The sequence below is a fragment of the Mycetocola zhadangensis genome, from assembly GCF_003668565.1.
In the GTDB taxonomy this organism is placed as follows: Bacteria; Actinomycetota; Actinomycetes; order Actinomycetales; family Microbacteriaceae; genus Mycetocola_A; species Mycetocola_A zhadangensis.
The window spans coordinates 619780-643721 of sequence record NZ_RCWJ01000001.1; the positions used below are offsets into that span (position 1 = coordinate 619780).

Annotated in this window: 22 protein-coding genes; 19 read left to right on the forward strand and 3 right to left on the reverse strand. The window is 64.2% G+C overall.

The window, feature by feature from the left end; all coding sequences use genetic code 11:
* Window positions 1–3 precede the first annotated feature (3 nt).
* Entirely contained in the window at window positions 4–1023 is a 1020-nt protein-coding gene (thiL, locus tag D9V28_RS02980; protein WP_121658198.1) for a thiamine-phosphate kinase, read from the forward strand.
* Window positions 1024–1028: 5 nt separating this feature from the next.
* On the opposite strand, the gene rsmD is transcribed toward thiL, so the two are convergent.
* Window positions 1029–1589: a 16S rRNA (guanine(966)-N(2))-methyltransferase RsmD gene (gene rsmD / locus D9V28_RS02985; protein ID WP_121658199.1), complete on the reverse strand. Its 561-nt coding sequence runs from the start codon at window positions 1587–1589 to the stop codon at window positions 1029–1031.
* Between the two features lie 60 nt (window positions 1590–1649).
* On the opposite strand from rsmD, the gene D9V28_RS02990 reads away from it, so the two are divergent.
* The 10 genes from D9V28_RS02990 (at window position 1650) to D9V28_RS03035 (ending at window position 12172) form a co-directional block, all read left to right on the forward strand.
* A complete protein-coding gene (locus tag D9V28_RS02990; protein ID WP_121658200.1) occupies window positions 1650–3842 on the forward strand; it encodes an ATP-dependent DNA helicase RecG in 2193 nt (730 codons plus the stop codon).
* Window positions 3843–3949: 107 nt separating this feature from the next.
* Complete coding sequence (gene coaD / locus D9V28_RS02995; RefSeq protein ID WP_121658201.1) at window positions 3950–4432, forward strand: pantetheine-phosphate adenylyltransferase; 483 nt, start codon at window positions 3950–3952, stop codon at window positions 4430–4432.
* Complete coding sequence (locus tag D9V28_RS03000; RefSeq protein WP_121658202.1) at window positions 4429–5466, forward strand: AAA family ATPase; 1038 nt, start codon at window positions 4429–4431, stop codon at window positions 5464–5466. The genes coaD and D9V28_RS03000 overlap by 4 nt, the downstream gene beginning before the upstream one ends.
* A 2-nt stretch (window positions 5467–5468) precedes the next feature.
* Window positions 5469–6818: a DUF58 domain-containing protein gene (locus tag D9V28_RS03005; protein WP_121658203.1), complete on the forward strand. Its 1350-nt coding sequence runs from the start codon at window positions 5469–5471 to the stop codon at window positions 6816–6818.
* On the forward strand, window positions 6805–9150 hold the full coding sequence (locus tag D9V28_RS03010; protein ID WP_183086410.1) for a transglutaminase TgpA family protein: 2346 nt from the start codon (window positions 6805–6807) through the stop codon (window positions 9148–9150). The genes D9V28_RS03005 and D9V28_RS03010 overlap by 14 nt, the downstream gene beginning before the upstream one ends.
* A 9-nt stretch (window positions 9151–9159) precedes the next feature.
* Window positions 9160–9720 (forward strand): YceD family protein, encoded by a 561-nt coding sequence (locus D9V28_RS03015; RefSeq protein ID WP_371869985.1) that lies wholly within the window; start codon window positions 9160–9162, stop codon window positions 9718–9720.
* A gap of 3 nt (window positions 9721–9723) precedes the next feature.
* A complete protein-coding gene (gene rpmF / locus D9V28_RS03020; protein ID WP_121658205.1) occupies window positions 9724–9927 on the forward strand; it encodes a 50S ribosomal protein L32 in 204 nt (67 codons plus the stop codon).
* 36 nt (window positions 9928–9963) lie between these two features.
* Window positions 9964–10668 carry a ribonuclease III gene (rnc, locus tag D9V28_RS03025; RefSeq protein ID WP_121658206.1) on the forward strand — a complete coding sequence of 235 codons (705 nt, stop codon included), beginning with the start codon at window positions 9964–9966 and terminating at the stop codon, window positions 10666–10668.
* Window positions 10652–11548 carry a bifunctional DNA-formamidopyrimidine glycosylase/DNA-(apurinic or apyrimidinic site) lyase gene (gene mutM / locus D9V28_RS03030; RefSeq protein WP_121658207.1) on the forward strand — a complete coding sequence of 299 codons (897 nt, stop codon included), beginning with the start codon at window positions 10652–10654 and terminating at the stop codon, window positions 11546–11548. Before rnc ends, mutM begins: the two co-directional genes overlap by 17 nt.
* A 54-nt stretch (window positions 11549–11602) precedes the next feature.
* Window positions 11603–12172 (forward strand): histidine phosphatase family protein, encoded by a 570-nt coding sequence (locus D9V28_RS03035; protein WP_121658208.1) that lies wholly within the window; start codon window positions 11603–11605, stop codon window positions 12170–12172.
* A gap of 325 nt (window positions 12173–12497) precedes the next feature.
* Here the strand turns inward: D9V28_RS03035 and D9V28_RS03040 are convergent, their stop codons facing one another.
* Window positions 12498–13586 carry a GNAT family N-acetyltransferase gene (locus D9V28_RS03040; protein ID WP_121658209.1) on the reverse strand — a complete coding sequence of 363 codons (1089 nt, stop codon included), beginning with the start codon at window positions 13584–13586 and terminating at the stop codon, window positions 12498–12500.
* A 190-nt stretch (window positions 13587–13776) separates the two neighbouring features.
* Between D9V28_RS03040 and smc the strand changes: the two genes are divergently transcribed.
* From smc to ffh, 4 genes are read left to right on the forward strand one after another with little or no spacing between them, the layout of a single operon-like run.
* Window positions 13777–17313 carry a chromosome segregation protein SMC gene (gene smc / locus D9V28_RS03045; RefSeq protein WP_121658210.1) on the forward strand — a complete coding sequence of 1179 codons (3537 nt, stop codon included), beginning with the start codon at window positions 13777–13779 and terminating at the stop codon, window positions 17311–17313.
* Window positions 17314–17344: 31 nt separating this feature from the next.
* Entirely contained in the window at window positions 17345–18220 is an 876-nt protein-coding gene (gene ftsY / locus D9V28_RS03050; RefSeq protein ID WP_121658211.1) for a signal recognition particle-docking protein FtsY, read from the forward strand.
* A gap of 2 nt (window positions 18221–18222) precedes the next feature.
* The gene (locus D9V28_RS03055) at window positions 18223–18723 is read left to right on the forward strand and encodes a DUF2004 domain-containing protein (protein ID WP_121658212.1); all 501 of its coding nucleotides are present in this window, start codon (window positions 18223–18225) and stop codon (window positions 18721–18723) included.
* 57 nt (window positions 18724–18780) lie between these two features.
* Window positions 18781–20346, forward strand: a complete 1566-nt coding sequence (gene ffh / locus D9V28_RS03060; protein WP_121658213.1) for a signal recognition particle protein — start codon at window positions 18781–18783, stop codon at window positions 20344–20346.
* 44 nt (window positions 20347–20390) lie between these two features.
* Here ffh and D9V28_RS03065 read toward each other — a convergent pair whose 3' ends face one another.
* Window positions 20391–21530 (reverse strand): glutamate--cysteine ligase, encoded by a 1140-nt coding sequence (locus D9V28_RS03065; protein WP_121658214.1) that lies wholly within the window; start codon window positions 21528–21530, stop codon window positions 20391–20393.
* Window positions 21531–21614: 84 nt separating this feature from the next.
* Between D9V28_RS03065 and D9V28_RS03070 the strand changes: the two genes are divergently transcribed.
* The 4 genes from D9V28_RS03070 to rimM all read left to right on the forward strand — a co-directional run bounded on the left by D9V28_RS03070 (window position 21615) and on the right by rimM (window position 23929).
* Window positions 21615–22403, forward strand: coding sequence for an LLM class F420-dependent oxidoreductase (locus D9V28_RS03070; RefSeq protein WP_121658215.1), 789 nt, complete (start codon window positions 21615–21617; stop codon window positions 22401–22403).
* A 175-nt stretch (window positions 22404–22578) separates the two neighbouring features.
* Window positions 22579–23004: a 30S ribosomal protein S16 gene (gene rpsP / locus D9V28_RS03075; protein ID WP_121658216.1), complete on the forward strand. Its 426-nt coding sequence runs from the start codon at window positions 22579–22581 to the stop codon at window positions 23002–23004.
* Between the two features lie 3 nt (window positions 23005–23007).
* The gene (locus D9V28_RS03080; RefSeq protein ID WP_090709355.1) at window positions 23008–23244 is read left to right on the forward strand and encodes an RNA-binding protein; all 237 of its coding nucleotides are present in this window, start codon (window positions 23008–23010) and stop codon (window positions 23242–23244) included.
* A 16-nt stretch (window positions 23245–23260) separates the two neighbouring features.
* Window positions 23261–23929, forward strand: a complete 669-nt coding sequence (gene rimM / locus D9V28_RS03085) for a ribosome maturation factor RimM (protein WP_229727704.1) — start codon at window positions 23261–23263, stop codon at window positions 23927–23929.
* Window positions 23930–23942: the final 13 nt, after the last annotated feature.

Here is a 23942-nt window from a genome sequence, read left to right on the forward strand (position 1 = left end):
CCCATGACGCAGCCTGACAACTCCCGCCCCGACGCCGAGGGCGCTGAGCTCGACACCGTCGGAAGCGTTCATGAGTTGGCCGTGCTTGAGCGCATCTTCCCGTTGCTTCCCGTGGCGTCAGCAGCTCTTCTCGGCCCAGGGGATGACGCCGCGGTGATCGCCGCCCCTGACGGCAGGTTCGTTGTGACGACGGACATGATGGTGCACGGGCCCGACTTTCGGTTCGCCTGGTCAACGGGGCACGACCTCGGCTGGAAGGCCGCCGCGTCGAACCTTGCCGATGTCGCTGCCATGGGTGCGCGACCAACGGCCCTCGTCGTCGCGATCGCCGCAACCCGCGACACTCCGGTGGCTCTGCTTGAGCAGATCGCCAGCGGGCTCCGGGATGCCTGCGCCGAACTCGCGCCCGGCTGCGGTGTTGTCGGCGGAGACATGTCGGTTTCCGACACATTCACTCTGGCCATCACAGCGTTTGGCGACCTTGAGGGGCGGGCCCCGGTCACCCGCTCTGGCGCGCGACCGGGCGATGTGATCGCGCTGTGTGGCGACGCCGGGGTTGCGGCGGCCGGACTGCGACTCCTCTTCTCCGATGCCGTCGACGCGGACGGAAAGCCGGACCGTGCCCGCGCGGACCGGCTGAGGAGTGAGCACCCAGACACCGTCGGCGCACAACTCGCCCCGTGCCCTCCGATTTCTTCCGGCGTCACCGCCGCCCTGGCCGGTGCTACGGCGATGCTCGACGTCTCAGACGGACTGGCTCTTGACGCCAGACGGATCGCAAAAGCCTCGGGAGTGAACCTCAACTTGCACGGGGATCGCCTGGGGTCCGACCCCGAGGCAGCGCTCCGTGGCGGTGAGGACCACGCACTGCTCGCCACGTTCAGCGCTGACGCTGCTTTGCCGTCCGGCTTCCGCGTAATCGGCGACGTCACCGAAGGAACCGGCGTCACCCTCGACGGTCAGGCCATCGCCGGTGTACTCGGCTGGGATCCCTACGAAGGGTGGAACGGCAAGACCGGCTAGTAGTCCTACTTGGGTACAGCCCACCACACCAGTGTTTCGCCGTACTTTTTGCTGCGGGTCGGAACCATTCCGGTCGGCCAGGTCGGCTCAGGCGACCTCGAACTACGCTCGACGACAACGAGCGAATCCGGGCCGAGGAGGCGGACGAGCGACGCGAGGTTCGCTGCAAGCTCCGCTTCGGGAAGGTCATACGGCGGGTCGAGAAAAATCAGGTCGAACGGGCCAACGGCGGAGTCAAGGTAACTTTGCACCGAGCGGGCAGCAACGTCTACTGTCAACTTGTGCGGCGCAGCCTTCGACACCGCCTTCGCGTTGAGTTTGCAGACCGTTGCGGCCGCCGTCGCTCGCTCAACGAGCACGACCTCGCTTGCGCCGCGGCTCGCAGCCTCAAGGCCGAGCGCACCGGAACCGGCGTAGAGATCGAGCACCTGCGCCCCCTCAAGAATCCCGCGGGCATCGAGAGCCGAGAACATCGCTTCGCGCACCTGGTCGCTCGTCGGCCGCGTGCCGGATTTCGGCACCTTCAAGGTCAGGGAACCGGCAAACCCGGAAACGATTCTGGTCACCCGCCAACAGTACCCGTCGGCCGGAGGGTGAGTGTCTGTGCGTCCGAATAGACTCGGACCATGAACGTGGAGCCCCTGGCCGCCAAGCTGGACAGCGTCATCGGCGGCCGCACGGCTGCCGCGTTCAAGCGGGCATTTGGCGTCGTCACCGTCGGCGACCTGCTCGAACACTATCCCCGACGCTACGCCCGCCGGGGCGAACTGACCGCGCTCAGTGAGTTGCCCGTCGGCGAGCCAGTGACCATCGTCGCCGAGGTTCTCGAGGTGCGCGAGCGCACGATGAAGGCACGCAAAGGCTCGATCCTCGAGGTGCGCATCAGTGACGGAAAGGGAGTCCTCAACCTCACCTTCTTCAACCAGGCCTGGCGCACCCGTGAGCTTCGACCCGGCGCACGCGGCATTTTCGCCGGCAAGGTTGGCGACTATAAGGGTGCACTGCAGCTTGCCCACCCCGACTACGAGCTCTTCGAATCGACAGACCAGAACACAGGGCCATCTGCAGCGCGCAAATGGGCTGAAACGCCGATTCCTATCTACCCGGCCACAAGCACTGTGGCGAGCTGGCAAGTGCACAAGGCCATGGCCCTCGTTCTCGACTCACTTCCCGAACTGCCGGATCCCATTCCGCTTGAGGTGCGCCAGCGCGAAAACCTGCAGAGCTACGGGCAAGCCATTGAGAAAGTCCACAGGCCGCAGACGGATGCCGATTGGCACGGAGCGCACGACGCCTTGCGTTACCGAGAAGCATTCCTCCTGCAGGCCGCGCTCTTTCAGCAGCGCCAGATTGCTCGGCTCGAGCGGACCGCCCCCCGTGTTCCTGTTCCCGGCGGGCTGCTCGAGCAATTCGATAACGCACTGGCGTTTCAGCTCACCGGCGACCAGACGCGGGTTGGTGCGGAGATCGCGCAGGACATGGCCGAGGATATTCCGATGAATCGGCTCGTGCAGGGTGAAGTCGGGTCGGGTAAGACTCTCGTCGCTCTGCGCGCCATGCTCGCCACAGCCGATTCCGGTGGGCAGTCGGCGTTTCTCGCCCCGACCGAGGTGCTCGCTGCTCAGCACCTGCGCTCCCTCGTGCGCTCACTCGGCCCTGATCTCTCCGCCCGACTTTTCCCCACGCTGCTCACGGGGGCACTACCAGCGGCCGAGCGACGCAAGGCTCTGCTGCGAATCGTCAGCGGCCAGGCTCTCATCGTGGTTGGCACCCACGCCCTGCTTGGCGAGAGCGTCACCTTCTACGACCTCGGTCTTGTTGTCGTCGATGAGCAGCACCGCTTCGGGGTCGAGCAGCGCGAAGCGCTCAGGCAGAAGGGAAACAAGCCGCCGCACGTCCTCGTGCTGACAGCAACGCCGATTCCGCGCACCGTGGCCATGACGGTGTTCGGCGACCTCGAGGTCAGCACGATCCGTGAGCTTCCCGCCGGTCGTGCGGGCATCGAATCGTATGTCGCAGGGCTTCCCGAGCATCCGGGGTGGATACACAGGGTGTGGGATCGAGTGAGCGAAGAGGTGGCTGCAGGCCGGCAGGCCTTCGTCGTGTGCTCAGCCATCGACGTCAACGAGCCGGAGGAGGAAGAGTTCGACCCGACAGATCCTGAGGCGCCGGTTCCTGATCTCACCGAAAAGGACCCTGGTCCTCCGCGGTCGACGGTCGTCGGCACACTGGCTGAGCTCCGTCGTATCCCGGCGACGGCCGGACTTCGAATCGAAGGTCTCCATGGCCGGATGCCGAGTGAGGAAAAGGACAGGATCATGCGCGCGTTTGCCGCGCACGAGATTGACATCCTCGTCGCAACGACGGTGATCGAGGTGGGAGTCGACGTGCCAAACGCGTCGACCATGGTTGTCCTCGACGCTGACCGCTTCGGCGTCTCCCAGCTGCACCAGCTGCGCGGTCGGGTTGGTCGGGGACAATGGGCAGGGCTCTGCCTCCTCGTCACCAACTCAGCACCGAACACCCTCGCGCGCGCCCGTGTCGACGCTGTCGCCGCGACCCTCGACGGGTTCGAACTGGCCGAGGCGGATCTCGAACTCCGGCAGGAGGGCGACGTCCTTGGCAGTGCGCAGTCGGGCGGGCGCTCATCGCTCAAACTTCTCCGGGTGGCGTCGGACGGAGAGCTCATCGCGAAAGCTCGAAGCGATGCCCAGGCCGTGCTCGATGCTGACACGGCGCTCGACAACCACGTTGCTCTTCGGCACGCCCTCGAGCAGCGTGTGGATTCATCGGCTCGCGCCGCGTTGAGCAAAAACTAGCCAGCATCGTCCGCAGTAGCCGAACTGGGTTCAGCACGTCTTTCCGGTCACTGCGGATTTTCTGGGGGAGTGGCTTCGCCGGTTCCGCGTGCCACTAGGCTGAGGCCATGCAGAGGATCGCCGTCGTTCCAGGCTCATTCGACCCCGTCACGCTCGGGCATCTCGACGTGATCGCGAGGGCCGCAGGACTCTTCGACGAACTTCATGTCCTCGTCGTGCATAACCCGTCCAAGGTGGCTCTGCTCCCCATCGCCGAACGTGTTTCTCTGCTCGAGGAGTCCATCCGGGACGCAAACATCGACGGCAAGATCGTTGTCGCATCGTGGAGCGTCGGACTTCTCGTCGACTACGCAACTGACGTCGGCGCGACGGCCCTGGTCAAGGGCATCCGTTCTCAGGTCGACGTTGCATACGAAACGCCGATGGCCATCGTCAATCGGCACCTCGCCGGTGTCGAAACGGTGTTCATGCTCCCGGACCCGGCTCACGCCCATGTTTCGAGCTCCCTCGTGCGCCAGGTGTCGTCCCTTGGAGGAGACGTCACCCCGTACGTGCCGAGCGCCGTTGCCCGATTCCTGCAGCGATCATGACCAGCGTGCCAACGTCAGCGCGGACGGACGAACAGGTGGTCACAGCGGAGGACTCCGCTGGCCTCAACGTCGCCGAAGCGCACCAGCTCGCCGCTGACATCATCCGCAACGTCGAATCGGTCATCGACGGTAAACACTCCGCCGTGCGAACGGCCCTGACCGTTCTGCTTGCCGAAGGCCACCTCCTCATCGAAGACGTCCCTGGTGTTGGAAAAACGATGCTGGCCAAGGCGCTGGCCAGGTCCATCCACGCCTCGGTCAGTCGCATCCAGTTCACGCCTGACCTGCTGCCGAGCGACGTGACGGGCATCTCCGTGTACAACCAGGCGGAGCGACGCTTCGAGTTCAAGCCGGGGGCCGTGTTCGCCAACGTCGTCATCGGTGACGAGATCAACAGGGCGTCACCGAAGACCCAGTCAGCGCTGCTCGAGTGTATGGAGGAGGGCCAGGTCACCGTTGACGGAACCACCTACCGGCTGGCCAGCCCGTTCACCGTCATCGCCACCCAGAACCCGATCGAGATGGAGGGTACATACGCCCTTCCCGAGGCGCAGCGCGACCGGTTCATGGCACGCATCTCGATGGGATACCCCGACGAGACAGCGGAGCTCAGCATGCTGGCCGCACGCAACGTGTCGACTCCGCTTGCCGACCTTGAGCCTGTAGTGACGGCATCCGCTCTGCAACGCATGATGGCGAGTGTGCGCGACGTCTACGTTTCCCCGGCGGTCAAGGCGTATGCCGTGCGCATTCTGCGTGCGACTCGGGAACACCCCGACCTGCGGCTCGGCGGCAGTCCGCGCGCTACCCTGCAGCTGGTGCGCGCAGCGAAGAGCTTCGCCCTCGTTCAGGGGCGTGACTTCGTTCTTCCTGACGACATCGACGAACTGGCACACGCGGTGCTCGGGCACAGGCTCATGCCCACAAGCCGGGCGCTCGGTCACCACCAGCACACCGACGAACTGATTCGCGACATCATCGACGGCATTATCGACGAGACCGTCGTACCGCCGTCACACACGACCGGGACCTGATCATGGCAGCACCCCGTCCCGGACGTTCGCGGGCCGTTAGGCCAACGGCTCGGGGCTGGAGTGTGCTGATCATCGCGACGGCGGTGCTGATCGTGGCGACGGCCCTCGATCGGCGCGAGGGACTGTACCTCTCGGCGTTTCTCGTGTTGCTGTTTGCGGGCAGCGTGGTCTACGTGCAGGCGCACAAACCGCAACTCAGCGCTGCGCGATCGTTCTCCCCATCCAGCGTGATGGTCGGAGAGCCGGCGACGGTGCGAACGCGAGTGCAGTCGAAGGCGAACCTCGACACCATCGCGCTGTGGAGCGATCAGGTGCCGTTCGTCTTCGGTCGACCGCCGCGTGGTGAACTCCCGCAGGGACGCTGGGTGCGTGGGCGCGGCTACGCCACAGATCTCGAGTACGAGCTTCGGTCGGCGCACCGCGGACGGTATACGGTCGGGCCACTCTGGGTGACCCACGGCGACCCTTTCGGTCTGGTTCAGGGCGAGCGGGCAATCGCAGGCACCCGCGAGATTTCGATCACCCCTCGGGTCACCCTTCTCCCTGACGCCGGGCTGAAGGATGCGAGCGGTGATGGCGTGCGTCACGAACTCAACCACTTCGCAGTGCAGCGCGCGGATGAGCTCATTGCGCGCGAGTACCGCACGGGCGATTCGCTTCGCCGTGTGCACTGGCGGCAGACGGCTCGCCGCGGTGAGCTCATGGTGCGTCAGGAGGAACACCAGGGCGACCCAGAGGCCACCCTGCTTCTCGACACCTCGCTTGCCGGGCACGGCAACGCGTCAGGCGCGATGAGTGACACTCACTTCGAGCGCATGGTCGAACTGGTCGCGTCGCTCGGCGTTCACCTGCTTGAAACGGGATACCAGGTGTGGCTTGTCGAAACGGTGACGGATGCTGTTCCTCTCGGAGACGGGACGACACCGTTTTCGACGTCCCACTTCGAGCCGGGCGCAGCGTCGGCCTTGCTCGACACGCTCGCCGAGGCCAGGCGGTGGCCGGTTCCGAACGACTACGACGTCACCGCGGGGCTCGGCCCCGTCATCCGGCGTACAGGCAAAGTGATGCCGGTGTTCGCTGTTCTCGGACAGGTTTCGCCGCTCGGTGCCAGGCGGCTGGCCGGAATGAAGATCAACGCAGACCCGGCCGTGGCGTTTTTTGCGCCGGCCGAGCGCCGCGAGAGCACCGACTATCCGATCGACGTCCAGACACTGGGCGACGCCGGTTGGCGCACAGCGGCCCTGTTTGAACACACCACGGTGCTCGATGCCTGGTCGCGCGCAGCTTTTGGAACACCGGCCCGCCAGCCTGGGGCGGCAATGCCGAGGGGCAACGGGCATGTCCGGAACTAAAACTGTCGCTCCCGAACGCCGGGTCGCCGCCCGACCCCCACAACGCCAGCAGGCCTCTCGAGCCCGAACCGCCAGGACCAAACGTCGCGCCGACATCTTCGCCCGACGTGCGAACGGCAGGCGCCTCTGGCCGGTGACCCTCGGAACACTGCTCGTTTACCTCGTTGCGATCTCCACGCTCTCACCGCTCCTCGACGGCCCATCCTGGTGGCTCGGGGTCGCCCTGCTCGGCACGGTGATTCTCTGCTCGGCGGCATCAACGCGGAGCCTCGGCGCGCCCACCGGCATCGGCACCCTGATCGGGGCAGCGGTCTGGCTTGCCATGCTCGTACTGTTCTTCGCGTCGGACACCGCACTCGGCCTTGTGATCCCCACGTGGGACACAGTGGAAGCATTCCGCGGTCTCACAGCGGACGGACTGAGGTCGATCGGAAGGCAGGGAACCCCAGCCGAGGCCGACCTCGGCATCCGGTTCATTCTCGCCGTAGGAGCCGGAACTTTCGCGATCCTCGCTGACCTTTCGGCGATAGTTTTCAGGATGCCAGCGCTCGTCGGCATCCCGCTTGTGGCAATCGCACTCGTACCCGGGTTCATCATCGGCGAGGTCAACCTGATCGCGCTCGCGTTGTGCGCTGCCGCGTACCTGGTGTTGCTCTGGGTCGACACCCGAGCTCGCCAGTCGGCGAGGAAGCGGCCCCACGGAATGCTCGGTATCGGGGCCTTTGCGGTGATCGGGTCGCTACTGCTCGCGGCAACGGCACCCGGCTACAACGGCGAAAGCCTGTTCCAAACATCGGGCGGTTCGTCATTTGGTCGCGGCGTGAGCCCCCTGGCCGACCTCGGCAAGGACCTCCGGCGCCCGGGAGGCGCCAGACAGTTCACCTACTCGACGACCACAGACGAGTCCCTGTACTTTCGGCTGCTGACCCTTGACCAGTTCGACGGCACCACCTGGTCAGCCAGCCGCGCGTCCGAACGGGTGCTCAACGAACCCGACCTCCTTGTCGATGTGCCCGGGCTGTCCACCGAGGTGGCAACCGAGCCAACAACGACGACCGTCGAAGTGGGGTCGATGGTCGCTCCCTGGATCCCAGTGCCGTTCCCAAGCGTTCGAGTCGTCGGCCTCTCCGGTCGATGGTTGTGGGACGTCGACGGGCTCACACTCTCCAGCCGACTGTCGAGCGCAAACGGCCAGTCGTACATCGCCGAGAGTGTCCTCATCAAACCAACACGAGAACAGCTGATCGCCGCACCCGGCGCGTACCCGAGTGAGGTCAGCCGCTTCCTCGAGCTCCCACCAGACATTCCGCAGATCATCACCGACACCGCTCGGGAGGCGGTCGGGGACGCCACCAACGGATTCGACAAGGCATACGCCCTCCAGCACTACCTTCGAAGCACCGACTTCACCTACTCGATCGAAGCGCCAGTCGAGGACGGCTACGACGGTGACGGCTTCGATGTCATCGCGCGGTTCCTGGAGAAAAAGAGCGGATACTGCGTTCACTACGCGTCTGCCATGGCCATCATGGCGAGGACCCTCGACATCCCCGCACGGGTGTCGCTCGGATACCTCCCCGGTGATCGCCTCGGTGGGGCCGGCGAGAGACGCAACTACACCGTCGCTTCAGACGACCTGCACTCGTGGCCCGAGTTGTACTTCTCGGGAATCGGGTGGGTGCCGTTCGAGCCGACACCTGGCCGCGGATCCGTTCCCGATTACGCCGTGTCGACCGCGAGCGACGAATCCACGGCAGGCCCGAACGACCTGGATTCCGCCAACCGGGACCCCCTTGAACAGGCCCCGACCGGCCCAGACGCCGAAGCGCCGACCGCCTCCCAGGTCGGGGAGAACGAGGCGCCGCTCGGCTTGTTCGTCGCGCTCGGTCTCGTCGCTCTTGTCATAGTTGCTGTTCCCGCCCTGAGTCGCATCCACAGGCGCCGTCGTCGATTCCGCAGCATCGCTGCGGGACGGGCCGGTCCAACGGTGGCCTGGGAGGAGCTGTTGGAGAGTTCTGTCGACTTCGGTATCGGTGCAAGCGAAGCGGAAACTCCGCGCGGGTTCGCCGCTCGGCTGTCGGGGTCGCTCGTCCTCGGGGACGCGGAACGCGAATCGCTTGCGCGGTTGCTCGACTCCGTCGAGCGGCTCCGCTTCTCGCTCGGTGCCACTCCGGCTCAGGGGGCGACGCTCGTTGCCGACGTCACCCGGCTGCAACGCGCGATGGCCACGAACGCCACACTGCCCGTTCGGGTTCGGGCGAGGTTCGCCCCGGCATCCGTCCTGGGCGGAACATACAGCCGACGTCCAGCAGGCGTGCCGCGTCCCCTGTAGAATTTCTCGGTGACCAAATACACCAAGCTGCCATTCGCGGTGAACATCCGCGACCTCGTGCGGCGACCGGGCGAGATGCAGGAACGCGACCTCACCGTCGACGCTTCCGAGACCTGGGGTGCCGGGCTTATCGCCGTCACGGCGGGCACTCCTGTTCACGAACACCTCCGCCTCGAATCGGTACACGAGGGCATCCTCGTCACCGCCGAGATCGAAACTGTTGCGACGGGGGAGTGCGGAAGATGCCTGATTGACATCTCCCAGAGCGTCCAAGTCGAGTTTCAGGAGCTTTTCGCGTACTCTGGTGAAGAAGCTTCTGACCTAGAGGTTCACAATGACCATGTGGATCTTGAATCTCTGATCAGAGACGCAGTGGTTTTGTCACTGCCGTTTCAGCCGGTATGCCGGCCAGACTGTCCCGGACTCGACCCAGAGACCGGCGAGCGGCTGGCAGATAACCCGGATAGAAAACCCCAAGAGCACCTGGATCCTCGCTGGTCTGCGCTCGCAGGATTCTCCCAAGACCCAAGCTCCGACAACTCGGATGCTCCAAGCAAAGAAGAGAGATAAGTCATGGCTGTTCCGAAGCGGAAAATGTCACGAGCCTCCACCCGTGCACGCCGTGCACAGTGGAAGGCCGAAGCCCCCACCCTCGTGAAGACCGTTGAAAACGGCAAGATCACGTACAGCCTCCCGCACCGCGCGAAGGTCGTCGAAGACTCTGCCGGAACCGCGCTGTTCATGGAGTACAAGGGACGCAAGGTCGCCGACGTTTAGTCTGCGCTTTCGCTCGCTGAAACCGAAGGCTCGAGAGTGTCGGTAACAGAAAGCTCGACGGACCGAGGGTCGCTACTGGCGACCCTCGGTGTGTCACTTAACGAGGCGGTGTTGGAGCATGCGCTCACACACCGCTCTTTTGCGTACGAAAACGGCGGCATCCCGCACAACGAGCGCCTTGAGTTCCTCGGCGACTCGGTGCTAGGGCTGAGTGTCACCGAGAAGCTGTACCGCGAGAACCCGGAACTGCCGGAGGGTGCCCTCGCCAAAATGCGCGCGAGCGTCGTGTCGACGATCGCTCTTGCCGAAATCGGCAGGAAGATCGGTCTCGGCCAGTACCTCCGGCTCGGTCGCGGTGAAGAACTGACCGGTGGCCGCGACAAGGCATCGATTCTCGCCGACACGATGGAAGCGCTTATCGGAGCTGTCTATCTCGAGCAGGGCCTTGAGACAGCGGCGGCACTCGTGCTGAGGCTCGTTGAACCGCTGCTCCAAGACCCCGCACGATTTGGTGCGGCCATGGATCCGAAGACGAGCCTGCAGGAAGCGGCAGCCCAACACCACGCGCCTGCCCCGGTTTATGACATCACCGCGTCCGGCCCCGACCACAACCGCGTGTTCGTCGCGACGGTCACCGTCGGAGACCTCGTGACCGCCGTTGGTGAGGGAACGAGCAAGAAGCACGCCGAGATGGCTGCTGCACTGACCGCGTGGACCGAGCTGAGTGCCCGAGCTTCCTGAGGTTGAGGTGGTGCGAGCCGGCCTCGAGCCAGCCGTCACCGGCGCAACGATCACCAGTGTTGACGTTCTCGACGCGAGGTCCCTCAAACGTCACAACGTGGCATCCGGAATCTTCGTCGATGTCCTCGAAGGACGACAGATCGTCGCTGCGGTGCGGCGTGGGAAGTTTCTCTGGTTTCCCCTCGACAACGGAACTGCCCTCGTCACCCACCTCGGAATGAGCGGGCAAATGCTGCTGCGCCTGCCGGGAACCGATGACCGGTTGACGCGCATTCGGATCGGGATCGAATCGCCCGACCACGGTGAATTGCTTGTCAACTTCGTCGACCAGCGAATCTTCGGCGGAATGGCCGTCGACTCGCTGTTGCCGACGCCTGATGGGTTCCCGGGTGGTTTCTCGGGCGCCGTCGTTGGCCCCGCCGTCGTGCCGAGCCAGGTGGCGCACATCGCCCGTGACCCGCTCGACCCCGCTTTTGACGACAACCGGTTCTTCTCGTTGCTCGGCCGCAAAACGACAGGGGTCAAACGCGCGCTCCTCGACCAAACGCTCATCTCAGGCATCGGCAACATCTACGCAGACGAGGCGCTGTGGGCGGCGAAGATTCACTACGAGCAGGCCGCATCGTCGCTCTCGAAGCGTCGAGCTGCCCTGCTCCTGACCGAGGTTCGAGCCGTGCTTCAGAAGGCGCTCGCCGAGGGCGGAACGAGTTTTGACGCCCAGTACGTGAACGTCAACGGCGCCTCGGGGTACTTCGCGCACAGCCTCAACGCCTACGGGCGCGAGAACAAGCCGTGTACCCGGTGTGGCACTGCCATTCGCCGGGAGAAGTTCATGAACCGCTCGTCGCACTTCTGCCCGAAGTGCCAGCGCCGACGGTGAGCGCTCGCTGACGCCCGTTTAGGGAGAACGCGCGGCCCCGGCGAGGATGGATGTATGACTCTCGCTTTTATTCGCCACGGCCAGACCGACTGGAACTTCGAAAACCGTCTGCAGGGATCGACGGATATCCCGCTCAACGACACAGGGCGGCAACAGGCGCGCGACGCCGTTGCGACCCTCGCCGGGGTGGACTGGGAAGTCATTGTGAGCTCACCGTTGAGCCGTGCCCGTGAGACGGCGTCGATCATCGCCGACGGACTCGGGATCGAACTCGGCCCCGCATTCGATGAGCTCGTCGAGCGACACTACGGCGACGCAGAAGGCGCAACGGCCGAGGTCATCGCGGAACACTGGCCGGACGGGAACTACCCGGGCCTCGAGTCGATTGACGCGGTCGTCGCGCGTGCAACCACTGCCCTCGAGCGGGTGAGCGCGCAATACGGCGACCGGAACACGCTGATTGTCTGCCACGGCACCCTGATTCGCTACACGCTGTCGTCACTTGCCGGGCGTGAGTTCGACCTGATCCGAAACGGCTCTGTGGCAACCTTCGAGCGCCTTGGGGAGGAGTGGCGTGTGTTGAGTGTCAACGACGAGCCGATCATCGAGGTGCCTGTCGCCTAAGGCCGCCCAATGTGACGGACGTCGCGCGAACTTCCGTGCGGCGGAGCGCTTGAGACGCACAACTTTCGGGTCTGAAACGTCGCCGGACGTCCATAACGGGGGATGTGTCCATTCGATTCGTCCCAAAGGGCGATTGGTTCATTCGATCGGTCCCATATGGCGATTGAAATCGAATGTTAATGACCATTCAGGCCGAACCGATTGTGCAATGACCATTTGGGCCGAACCGATTTCAGCAGTGCGCCTTCGGGCCGAGCGGGCTTCGGGGATAACCATTTCGAGTGGCGCGGAGAGCACGACTCTTTGATCGGCCGCTACGACCGGGCTACAGGGTCTTTTTCCACGCGGCCTCGCAGCCCGTCGCCACAAACCCCACAGCCTCGTTCACGTTCAGCATCGGCCGGTTCTCTTCCGCATTGAACGTCGTGATGCGTGGTGTCTTTGGCGACACCGCCATCAGCTGCTCGAGGTTCGCGACCTTGAGAAGCATTCCGAGCCGGTGTCCCCGGTGCTCCTTCAGCACAAGCGTGTCCTCCTGGATTGCCGGGGACCCCTCCTGTTCGGGCAAGGCAATGTCGCTGTAACCGACAAGACGATGTGACGGAATGTGGAGCGCGGCCGAGGTGAGGTTGACACGACCGCCGGCCTCGTTGCGATCGTCGAGGTTGCGCATGCGTGTCTCGTCCCATTGTTCTTCGGCGAACTCGATCGCCGCGGCGGGAGCGTCCGTTGACATTCTCTGGTGCATGCGCGCCATGTCGGCGAGCCACTCGTCGGGGCACCGCCCCACCCACTGCACGACCGCATAGTCCGCGGCGTGGGCTTGGGCGTCGCGACGTCGCTGCTCGAGCAGGGCGCGATCGATGGGCAGGTCGATCCGTGAAATGCGGTCGACCTGCTCGAGGCGGTACCCATGCGCCAATGCAAAGCGGGCGGCCGGGGAGTTCCTTTCGATCGCACCGAAGCCGGTCGGGGGCGAAAGCACGTCGGCAGACACCGGCAGCACATGCGAACTCCACGCTTGGAACACCGTGAGCCCGTCGCTCACAGCCGCAGCTTCGAGCACGTCGAGCATCGCGGCTCCGACGCCGCGCCCACGGGCGCCTTTCACAACCTGAAGTTCGAGGAACGCCGCCGGAGCGTCCTCCTCCGGCTGCCACTCGTAGACGCCGCGAGCGATGATCCTGCCGTTGGCCCGAGCGAGGAAGAGTCGTTTTGGCGCGAACCTGTCGGAAAACGCCGAGAGGAGTTCGCGCGGCGTCGACTCCGTGTCTCCGGTTCCGAGAACCTCACGCTCGATGGTGTTGCGCAGCTCGGTCATCTCGACGAACGCGCGACCATCCACGGAGTCGAGGGTTGAGGGTATGGCGAGCTCATCGATGCTCGTCTCCTCGAGGTGAAACTGAATGGTCATGACTGGCTCCCGGCGTGCTCCGTTGCTGCTCGGCGCGGGCAGCCGACCAGCTTAACCCTGGGGCTCGGAACCTGTAAAGAGCGGACATTCGACGCTCTGGCCGGGTCTATTCGGGTCGCTGCGCTATTCGTTGGGTACGGTAGTGCAAAGAATTTGTGCGCCAGGAGAGCGTGAGAGAACCGGAGCGAGCGTGTATTTGAAGAGCCTCACCCTCAAGGGCTTCAAATCGTTCGCGCAACCCACCACCTTCGCCTTCGAGCCGGGGGTCACCTGTGTGGTCGGCCCTAACGGTTCCGGCAAGTCCAATGTGGTCGACGCCCTCGCCTGGGTGATGGGGGAGCAGGGCGCGAAAACCCTCCGCGGCGGCAAGATGGAGGACGTCATCTTCGCCGGGACGTCCACGAGGGGTCCGCTCGGTCGCGCGCAGGTGATCCTCACCATCGACAACTCGGATGGGGCCCTCCCGATCGAATACACCGAGGTGACAATCAGCCGCACACTGTTCCGCAACGGAGGCAGCGAGTACGCCATCAACGGCGACACCTGTCGGCTGCTCGATGTTCAGGAACTGCTGAGCGACTCGGGCCTCGGTCGTGAAATGCACGTCATCGTTGGCCAGGGCCAGCTCGATGCGGTTCTTCGTGCGACGCCTGAGGAACGCCGTGGGTTCATCGAGGAAGCGGCCGGCATTCTCAAACACCGCCGCCGCAAGGAGAAGACCCTCCGCAAGCTCGAAGCCATGCAGACCAACCTCACGCGGCTCAGCGACCTCGCCGGTGAAATCCGTCGACAGCTCAAGCCGCTCGGGCACCAGGCTGAAATCGCTCGCGAAGCCCAATCGATCGCGTCGATTGTGCGCGACGCCAAGGCGCGACTGCTCGCTGACGAGGTCGTGACACTCAGAACCCTGCTCGACGGGTACGGCCGCACCGAGAGCGAGCGGCACACCGAGCGCATCGTGCTGCAGGAGCAACTCGAGCAGAAGCAGTTGCGCATCGCCCGGATCGAACAGGCACAGGTCGGCGACGCCGTCGACGCAGCCCGCCGCACCAGTTTTGCGCTCGAGTCGGTGCAGGAACGTCTCCGCAACCTGTACACCCTCGCCAACCAAAGGCTCGCTCTCCTCGGAGCGCAGTCCGAGTCCTTTGACTCGTCATCGAGCGTCACTCGCGCCATGGTCGACGATGCCAGAGCCGAGGTCGACTCCCTCAAACAGGCCATCTCAACGGCCGAGGACGCCTGGCGGTCCGCCCAGCAAGCCACCCTCGCATCACGTGAGCGGCTCGACGCGGTCGACATGGAGATCGCCGCGCAGAGCGCGCTCGTATCCAAACACGACCTCGAAATCACAAAACTCACCGGACAGGCCGACGCCGCAGCGTCACGACTCGCTGCTGTCCGGGGCGAACGCCTTCGCCAGGAGAACGCCCTTGAAGCGGCGACCGAACGCCGTGAAGCGGCTATCCGCCACTTCGCCGAGGTGGAGGAAACGGCCGCCGACGTCGACGCGGGAGAGAACGGGCTCGACGAAGCGTACGAGCTCGCCCAAGCCAGGGTCTTCGAAACCGAAGCCGAAATCGAACGCCTCCGCGAACTGCTGCACGGTCACGAACGCGAACGTGATGCGCTCGCCGCCCAGACCAGCGCACTCTCACGTGCCCTCAACATCAAGGACGGCTCAGCCGACCTCATCGCCGCCGGGCTCGACGGTATCCGCGGGCTGGTCGCCGACGCCGTCTCGGTGAAACCCGGCTTCGAAGCTGCCATCGCCGCGGCACTCGGCACCCTGGCCGACGGTCTCCTGGCCGACGACCGCGCCGCCGCCGAGCGCGCAATCGCCCACGCGAAGGACCACGACCTCGGTCGGGTCGAAATCGTCATTGCGGATGCCACGGGGCGGCAAATCGTCTGGCCGACGGTCGACGGCGTGGTTGCGGCCACAAACGTCGTCGCCGCGCCGAACGGCGTGCTTGGAATCCTCGGCTTCATTGGCATCGCCGATGATGTGGACGCGGCACGACTCGCCGTCCCTTCCCTCACCGGTCTCGGCGGCCCGGTCACGCTGATCACCCGCGCGGGAGACGTGCTCACCGACTTCGTCCTCCGCGGCGGATCCGGCGCCAAGCAGGGCCGCATCGAACTCATCGCCGAACGTGACGCCGCCGCCGAGCGGCTCACCGAGGTCACCGCCGCGCTCGAGGACGTTCGGTTCGAACTCGCCGAGCAGCGCACAGCGCTTGGCTCAGCCAAGGAACTGTCCAAGAGCGCGCTCGGCGCGCTGCGTGAGTTCGATGCCCAGCTCGCCGCGCAGGCGGAGAAGCTCAACCGCGCCCGCGTGCAGGTCGAAGCGTCGACGGCCGAGAGCGACAGGCTCAGCGCGGCATTCGCGCAGTCCGCTGGTGCTGTTGCTGACGCCGAGTCCGCGGCAAACAAGGCCAAAGCTGAGTTGGATGCGGCACGATCGCGTCCACGACCGATCCTCGACGTCTCAGGCCGCGAGGCGCTCCTCGTCGAGCTCGAGCAGGCTCGCGAACGTGAGGTCGAGTCCCGCCTTCAACTCGAGACCGCGCGGGAACGCGTGCGTTCCGAAGAGCAACGGGTGAAGAACCTGCTCGCCCAAATGGAGGCAGACCGGGTCGCAGCGGAGGCCGCCGCCCGCCGGGCCGTGATCCGCCAGCGCCAGATCGACGCAGCCACATCGGTCGCCGACATCCTCCCGTCGGTCCTCGACTCGGTCGACGGGTCCGTCGCCGAGGCGAAACTCCTGCTCGCCAGGGCCGAGGAGGAGCGCGCAAGCCAGAACGCAGAACTGACAGGACTGCGCCGGGAGGAGCAGAGCCTCCGCGACCGCCTGCAGGTCATCACCGAGAACGTTCACGGACTCGAGCTGCAGATCTACGAGAAGAAGCTGCACCTGTCGAGCCTGCTCGAACGCGCCGCTTCGGAGCTGGGACTGGTCGAAGACGTGCTCGTTGCCGAGTACGGCCCCGAGGTTCTGATTCCGGATCAGACAACGACCGACGCGAGTGGCGAGGAAAACGGAAGTGATGGCATCCGCTTCTCTCGACCGGAACAACAGAAACGCCTCGACAAGGCGCAACGCAAACTCGCACAGCTCGGACGCGTGAACCCGCTCGCGCTGGAGGAATTCGCGGCGCTCGAGCAGCGGCACAAGTTCCTCACCGAGCAGCTCACCGACCTCACGAACACCCGCAAAGACCTGCTGACCATCATCGAAGAGCTCGACGACAAGATGCAGACCATCTTCGCGAGTGCGTTCGATGACACCCTGAGGGCGTTCGGTGAGGTGTTCCCGATCCTGTTCCCCGGCGGCACAGGCAGCATTTCGCTGACGAACCCCGACGACATGCTCACAACGGGCATCGAGGTCACCGTCAAACCGGCAGGCAAAAAGATCGAGCGCCTCTCGCTGCTCTCCGGCGGTGAACGCTCGCTTGCCGCCGTCGCCCTGCTGATCGCAATCTTCAAGGCTCGACCGAGCCCGTTCTACATCATGGACGAGGTTGAGGCGGCGCTCGACGACGCGAACCTCGGTCGGCTGCTGACCATCTTCGAGGACCTGCGACTCTCCAGCCAGCTCATCGTGATCACCCACCAGAAACGCACGATGGAGATCGCCGACGCCCTCTACGGAGTGTCGATGCGGCAGGACGGAGTGTCTGCCGTCGTCGGTCAGCGGGTAGCGAACGAGGAGAAGGCGGGCTAACGCTGCCCGAGACTCTCGTTAGTCTTAGTGCATGGCACAAACTTCGTCCTGGTCCCTGTCTGGCGCGCTCAAGGGCATGTTCACGAAGCCCACAATCGACGAGACCACGTGGGAAGACCTCGAGTACGCGCTGCTGACCGCAGACTTCGGTCCTGACGTCACCGAGGCCGTGATCGACGACCTGCACGCGAAAGTCGACAGGTACCGCACAACAGACCCTCGAGACCTCCAGCGGATGCTTCGCGAATCGATCGAAGAACGCCTCTCGAAATACGACACAACGTTGAAGCTCAGCGAACGCCCGGCTGTTGTGCTCGTGGTTGGCGTCAACGGCGTCGGCAAGACCACAACCATCGGCAAGTTCTCCAAGTTCCTCGGCACATACGGACGCAGCGTCGTGGTCGGTGCGGCTGACACGTTCCGTGCGGCAGCCGTCGACCAGCTGGCAACCTGGGCCGAACGCGGGGGAGCGCAGATCGTTCGTCCCCAGCAGCACGGGCAGGACCCGGCATCCGTCGCGTTCCAAACCGTCGATTTTGCGAAGCGCAACGGCATCGAGATCGTGCTCATCGACACTGCCGGGCGGCTGCAGACCAAGGGCGGCCTGATGGACGAGCTCTCCAAGATCCGCCGGGTTGTCGAGAAGCAGGCGCCGATCGCTGAGGTGCTCCTGGTGCTCGACGCGACAACGGGTCAGAACGGGCTCGCGCAGGCCGAGGCTTTCATTGAGCACGCCGGTGTGACCGGGCTGGTGCTCACCAAACTCGACGGCTCCGCCAAGGGCGGGTTCGTCCTCGCCGTTCAGGAGAAAACCGGCATCCCGATCAAACTTGTCGGTCAGGGTGAGGGAATCCACGACCTCACCGGCTTCACCCCGCACGTCTTCGCGCAGAAACTGGTTGGCTGATCATGACGACCGAACACGACTTCTTCGGGGCGCTCGAGACCGACGCAGACGGAGCCATCTACTGGTCGGAGACCGTCGAGGTCGGCGACCAGCCCGTCGACGTCACAGTGAGTTCTCCGGGCGGACAGACGGTGACTCTCGACGGGCTCGACACGGCAGCGGGGTTCGTCAGTTCGCTCGACGGACTCGACCTGCGTGCGCGCGAAGCCATGCTCAGCGACGTCGACAACCGCAACTCCGACGTGACCAGCTTCATCGAGTCGACCATCGAAGAGGTGGGTGACGATCTCCTCGAGATGCTCGTCGACCGCTCGGGTGACAACGACGTTGACATCATTCGGTCGCTTCAGCTCGTCCGGGTTGCCATTCACCCGCACCAGTCGGGCGAGAGCGCCCCGTTCGCGGCGTTCGAGTTCGCATTCGACCCCGACAATTCCGACCTCGCGCTAGTCGTCTCCCTGTCGAACCGCGGCGAATCCGTTGGGATCGAACTGCTCGAGTAAACCCTCGGCACCCGCGGGTCCACAGCACGATGCAATGCTCGGTAAACTGGACACCAAATGGCTACTTTTGGAAACCTCTCAGACCGGCTCTCCGAGACTTTTAAGAACCTTCGCAAGAAGGGTTCGCTGTCCGCGTCGGATGTCGACGGCACAGTCCGTGAAATTCGTCGCGCCCTGCTCGACGCCGACGTCGCCCTCGACGTCGTCAAGGAGTTCACCGGCAAGGTCCGTGAACGCGCCCTCAGCGATGAGGTCAACAAGGCGCTCAACCCGGCACAGCAGGTCGTGCAGATCGTCAATGATGAGCTCGTTGCGATCCTCGGTGGCCAGCAGCGCCGACTGGAGTTCGCGAAGAACCCGCCAACGGTCATCATGCTTGCTGGCCTTCAAGGTGCCGGTAAGACAACGCTCGCCGGCAAGCTCTCCAAGTGGCTGGCCAAAGACGGCCACACGCCGCTTCTGGTGGCCGCTGACCTTCAGCGCCCGAACGCCGTCACGCAGCTGACCGTCGTTGCGGAGCAGGCGGGCGTCGCGATTTACGCTCCCGAGCCTGGGAACGGTGTCGGTGACCCCGTTCGCGTCGCAAAAGACTCGATCGCGTACGCCAAGACGAAGCAGTACGACACGGTCATCGTTGACACCGCCGGTCGGCTCGGTGTCGACGCCGAGCTGATGAAGCAGGCGTCGAACATCCGCAAGGCCATCAACCCAGACGAGGTGCTCTTCGTCATCGACGCCATGATCGGACAGGACGCCGTCAAGACGGCGCAGGCTTTCCAGGAGGGCGTCGACTTCACGGGCGTCGTGCTGTCGAAGCTCGACGGTGACGCTCGCGGTGGTGCCGCGCTGAGCGTGGCATCCGTCACCGGCCGGCCGATCATCTTCGCGTCAACCGGTGAGGGCCTCGACGACTTCGAGCCGTTCCACCCCGACCGCATGGCGAGCCGCATTCTCGACCTCGGTGACATCCTCACCCTCATCGAGCAGGCGCAGTCGGCGTTCGATGAAGAAGAAGCCCTCGCAATGGCCGAGAAGTTCTCGACCGACAGCTTCACTCTCGATGACTTCCTCAAGCAGATGCAGCAGCTGCGCAACATGGGGTCGATCAAGAAGATGATGGGCATGCTTCCGGGCATGGGCCAGATGAAGCAGCAGCTCGATTCTTTCGATGAGCGTGAGATCGTTCGCACCGAGGCGATCATCCAGTCGATGACCCTCGCCGAGCGACAGAACTCGAAGCTGCTCAACGGTTCGCGCCGCCTGCGCATCGCTCGCGGTTCCGGATCGACGGTGACCGAGGTCAACGCGCTGGTCAACCGGTTCGAGCAAGCCGCGAAGATGATGAAGACGGTTGCCAAGGGCGGCGTGCCGCAGATCCCGGGCATGGGCCCGATTCCCGGTGCCCGCAGCGGCGGATCGAAGAAGCAGCAGCCCAAGAAAAAGGGTTCCAAGAGCGGCAACCCGGCGAAGCGCGCAACCGAGAATGCGGCTCTCGCAGCTGGAACCAAGTCGGGCGCCGATCTTGCGCCAGGAGGTTCCGGGTTCGGGCTCGGCGGCGCAGCGGGTTCTGCTGCCCCGACCGAAGAAGAGCTCGCGAGCCTGCAGAAGTTCCTCGGGCGCTGATGCGCAACGGGCTCGGCGGTACAGCTGAGCCCGTTGGCCTGATCTCAGGCCGGCGCTGATCCCTCGCGGAGCTCGCCGACCAGTGTGCGAACGACGGCTCTGAGGTCCCCGCCATTTTCGGCCGCACTCGCAAGCTGGCGCTTGGCGCTCCCTCCGGTTTCGAGAATCGTTCGAATCGACGCGAGTTCGTCTGCGCAGTCGAGCCTTGCGGCGATCGGTGAGAGCACGTCGATCAGGTGACGGATGTCATCACTCACCGGCGTCTGCGTACCGTCGCTGTCGATGATGACGATCGCGTCCAGGCCGTAGCGCGCTGAACGCCACTTGTTCTCCCGCACGTACCAGGGCTGAAGGGTGGGGAGCTCCTGTCCCTCGTCGAGCAGCGTCGACAGGTGCTCAACCAGGCAGTGAATGAGCGCCGCGATGGCCGCGAGCTCAGCGTGTGTCGACGCTCCGTCGCAGAACCGAATCTCGATGGTGCCCCAGTGTGGTGACGGCCGGATGTCCCACCGCACCTCCGTGTAGTCGTCGATGGTGCCCGTGGCGGTCATGTCTGCGACGTAACCCTCGAAATCAGCCCAGCTTCCCAGTTGGTAGGGGAGCCCGGCCGTCGGCAACTGCTGGAACATGAGGGAGCGGTTGGACGCGTAGCCGGTGTCAACGCCGCCCCAGTACGGGCTCGACGCCGACAGTGCCTGCAGATGAGGGAAGAATCGCAGCATGCTGTTGAGGATCGGCATGACCTTGTCGCGATCCTCGATGCCGACGTGCACGTGCATTCCCCAGATGAGCATGTTCCTGCCCCACCACTGGGTGCGCTCGATGAGCTTGTGGTAGCGAGCCTTGTTGGCGACCGGCTGGTCGTACCACTGGCCGAACGGATGTGAACCACTGCCGATGAGCTCGATGCCCCTGGGGTCCGTGACCTGCCGCACCTCTCGCAACTGGGCGTCGAGGTCGGCAACAGCGTCGCTCACGCGCGAGTGAACAGAGCTGACCAGCTCGACGGTGTTGAGGAGCAGCTCACCGGTGATGTGTGCGTGGGGTTGGCCGTCGGCATCCTCAAGTGCGCGAAGCACCTCATCGGCCGCAGAGACGAGCTCGCCCGTGTTGCGATCGACCAGCGCGAGTTCCCATTCGATGCCGACTGTCGATCGCTCGGATCGTGTGAACTCGATACCCATACGGTTGTTCCACCTCCGCCGCGCGGATCGCGGCACACATCGATTCTTCCACGGCGGCTGGGCGGCCGCCTTTAGGCTTTGTGCATGACGTCATCTGTGAAACGCCCCATTCGCATCGGAGTTCAACTCGCCCCGCAACACGCCGCATACGGCACCATCCGCGACGCCGTCGCGGAACTGGAAGAGGCGGGAGCGGACATCCTCTTCAACTGGGATCACTTCTTCCCACTGTCCGGTGAGCCAGACGGGTTGCACTTCGAAGCGTGGACGATGCTCGGCGCATGGGCGGAACAGACGAGCCGTGTCGAATTTGGAACGCTCGTTAACTGCAACAGCTACCGCAACGCGAACCTCCAGGCCGACATGGCCAGAACCCTCGATCACATCTCGGGTGGACGGTTCATCTTCGGAACAGGAGCGGGGTGGTTCGAACGCGATTATGACGAGTACGGCTACGAGTTCGGCACGCCGGGAAGCCGGATTGCGGCTTTGAGTGGCGACCTGCCCGTCATCGAGGACCGGTGGTCGAAGCTCAACCCGGCGCCGACACGCAAGATCCCGATCATGATCGGTGGGGGCGGCGTGAAGAAGACGCTGCGGATCGTTGCCCAGCACGCGGACATCTGGCACAGCTTCAGCTCGCCGGAGGTACTCGCGGAAAAGCTGGAGGTTCTCGGTGCCCACGGAGAGGCGGTCGGTCGAGATGTCCGAGAGATCGAGATTTCCACGGAGTTGCGTCACTCCAGCGAGCACGACGCTGAGAGGCTGCATGCGCTCGGAACCACGATGTTCACCGTTGGGCTGACTGGGCCGAACTATGACATTGCCAAGGTCAAGCGCTGGCTCGCCTGGCGAGACAGCATGAACGGTTAAGCTGCCTCACCGGGCGTGGTCACCAATCGCCAAAATATCTGACAGAATGGTTAGTCGAGTCTGTACTCGCCCGACCCTCTAATCAGGCGCTACAGCAATAAAAGCTTTCGGACCGAGTGTGCCCCCACGCTCCCGGTGACGAGCACAATCACACAACAAATAATTCAGGAGAATTGTGTCTGTCAAGATTCGTTTGAAGCGCATGGGTAAGATCCGCGCACCGTACTACCGCATCGTCGTTGCTGACTCACGCACCAAGCGCGACGGCCGCGTCATCGAGGAAATCGGCAAGTACCACCCGACCGAGAACCCCTCGTTCATCGAGGTCAAGTCCGATCGTGCACAGTACTGGCTCTCCGTCGGCGCACAGCCGACCGAGCAGGTCGCCGCCATCCTCAAGCTCACAGGTGACTGGGGCAAGTTCAAGGGTGACAAGGACGCTGTTTCGACCGTCAAGGTCAAGGAGCCCAAGGTTGCTTTCGTCGCTGACGAGAAGAAGAAGCCTGTTCTCAAGCCGAAGGCAGAGAAGCCGGCCGTCAAGGATGAGGCTCCGGCCGCTTCCGCAGACGAGACCGCTGCTGCAGAAGAAGACAAGGCGTAACAATTGCTCGCACCTGCTCTCGAACACCTCGTCAAGGGGATTGTTGACAATCCGGACGACGTGACCGTCGTAGCGCAGAGCTCACCACGCGGTGAGGTCCTCGAGGTTCGTGTGAACCCCGAGGACCTCGGCCGTGTGATCGGCCGCTCAGGCCGTACGGCAAAGGCACTGCGCACCCTGGTTTCTGCCCTCGCCGATGGTCGTCGCGTACGCGTCGACGTCGTCGACACTGATTCCTAAGGTGAGCGCCGAAAAAATGCCGAAGACCCAGCTCAGGGTGGGTCGGCTCACGAAGGCCCACGGGCTCAAGGGAGCCATCAAGCTCGAACTCTTCACAGACGATCCTGCCGCACGTTTCGTGCCTGGGGCCGTCTTCACACTGCAGGTTCCGACCGGGTCGCCCTGGCACGGCAAGACTCTCACTCTGAGTGAGTTGCGCTGGTACAACGGCCACGCCGTCGGATTCTTCGAGGGTGTCGCCGACCGCACAGCGGCGGAGACGCTCATCAAAGCGATCCTCTGGATCGAGCAGGACACAGCTGAGCCCTCCACGGAGGAAGACGCCTGGTACGACCACCAGCTCGTCGGACTCGCCGTGTCCCGTGATGGTGAAACCATCGGAAGTGTCGCTCGTGTTGAGCACTTCCCAGCACAGGATCTTCTCATCGTGAAAACAGCCTCTGGCGAGGTCATGCTTCCATTCGTGAAAGCCCTTGTTCCCGCTGTTGACATCGCGGCCGGAGTTGTCACGATCACGCCGCCAGCCGGGCTCTTCGAAGAGCTGCCTGAGGATGACGATGATGACACGGATACCGTGAACGGCGAAGTCGTTCATGAGGATGTTGACACGGACACCTCTGCCGAGTCAGAAGAGCCGGCTGCCGGCTCAACGGAACCCGACGCACACGACTCGTCACGCAACTAGTTCGACGTCGCAC

Bases quoted from the DNA above. Each gene is read 5' to 3' on its own strand.
- D9V28_RS03010 (WP_183086410.1), top strand. From the start codon at position 6,805: ATGTCCGGAACTAAAACTGTCGCTCCCGAACGCCGGGTCGCCGCCCGA.
- thiL (WP_121658198.1), top strand. From the start codon at position 4: ATGACGCAGCCTGACAACTCCCGCCCCGACGCCGAGGGCGCTGAGCTC.
- D9V28_RS03065 (WP_121658214.1), bottom strand. From the start codon at position 21,530: ATGGGTATCGAGTTCACACGATCCGAGCGATCGACAGTCGGCATCGAA.
- D9V28_RS03000 (WP_121658202.1), top strand. From the start codon at position 4,429: ATGACCAGCGTGCCAACGTCAGCGCGGACGGACGAACAGGTGGTCACA.
- D9V28_RS02990 (WP_121658200.1), top strand. From the start codon at position 1,650: ATGAACGTGGAGCCCCTGGCCGCCAAGCTGGACAGCGTCATCGGCGGC.
- D9V28_RS03055 (WP_121658212.1), top strand. From the start codon at position 18,223: ATGACGACCGAACACGACTTCTTCGGGGCGCTCGAGACCGACGCAGAC.
- rimM (WP_229727704.1), top strand. From the start codon at position 23,261: ATGCCGAAGACCCAGCTCAGGGTGGGTCGGCTCACGAAGGCCCACGGG.
- coaD (WP_121658201.1), top strand. From the start codon at position 3,950: ATGCAGAGGATCGCCGTCGTTCCAGGCTCATTCGACCCCGTCACGCTC.
- D9V28_RS03070 (WP_121658215.1), top strand. From the start codon at position 21,615: ATGACGTCATCTGTGAAACGCCCCATTCGCATCGGAGTTCAACTCGCC.
- D9V28_RS03005 (WP_121658203.1), top strand. From the start codon at position 5,469: ATGGCAGCACCCCGTCCCGGACGTTCGCGGGCCGTTAGGCCAACGGCT.
- D9V28_RS03035 (WP_121658208.1), top strand. From the start codon at position 11,603: ATGACTCTCGCTTTTATTCGCCACGGCCAGACCGACTGGAACTTCGAA.
- D9V28_RS03040 (WP_121658209.1), bottom strand. From the start codon at position 13,586: ATGACCATTCAGTTTCACCTCGAGGAGACGAGCATCGATGAGCTCGCC.
- ftsY (WP_121658211.1), top strand. From the start codon at position 17,345: ATGGCACAAACTTCGTCCTGGTCCCTGTCTGGCGCGCTCAAGGGCATG.
- ffh (WP_121658213.1), top strand. From the start codon at position 18,781: ATGGCTACTTTTGGAAACCTCTCAGACCGGCTCTCCGAGACTTTTAAG.
- rpmF (WP_121658205.1), top strand. From the start codon at position 9,724: ATGGCTGTTCCGAAGCGGAAAATGTCACGAGCCTCCACCCGTGCACGC.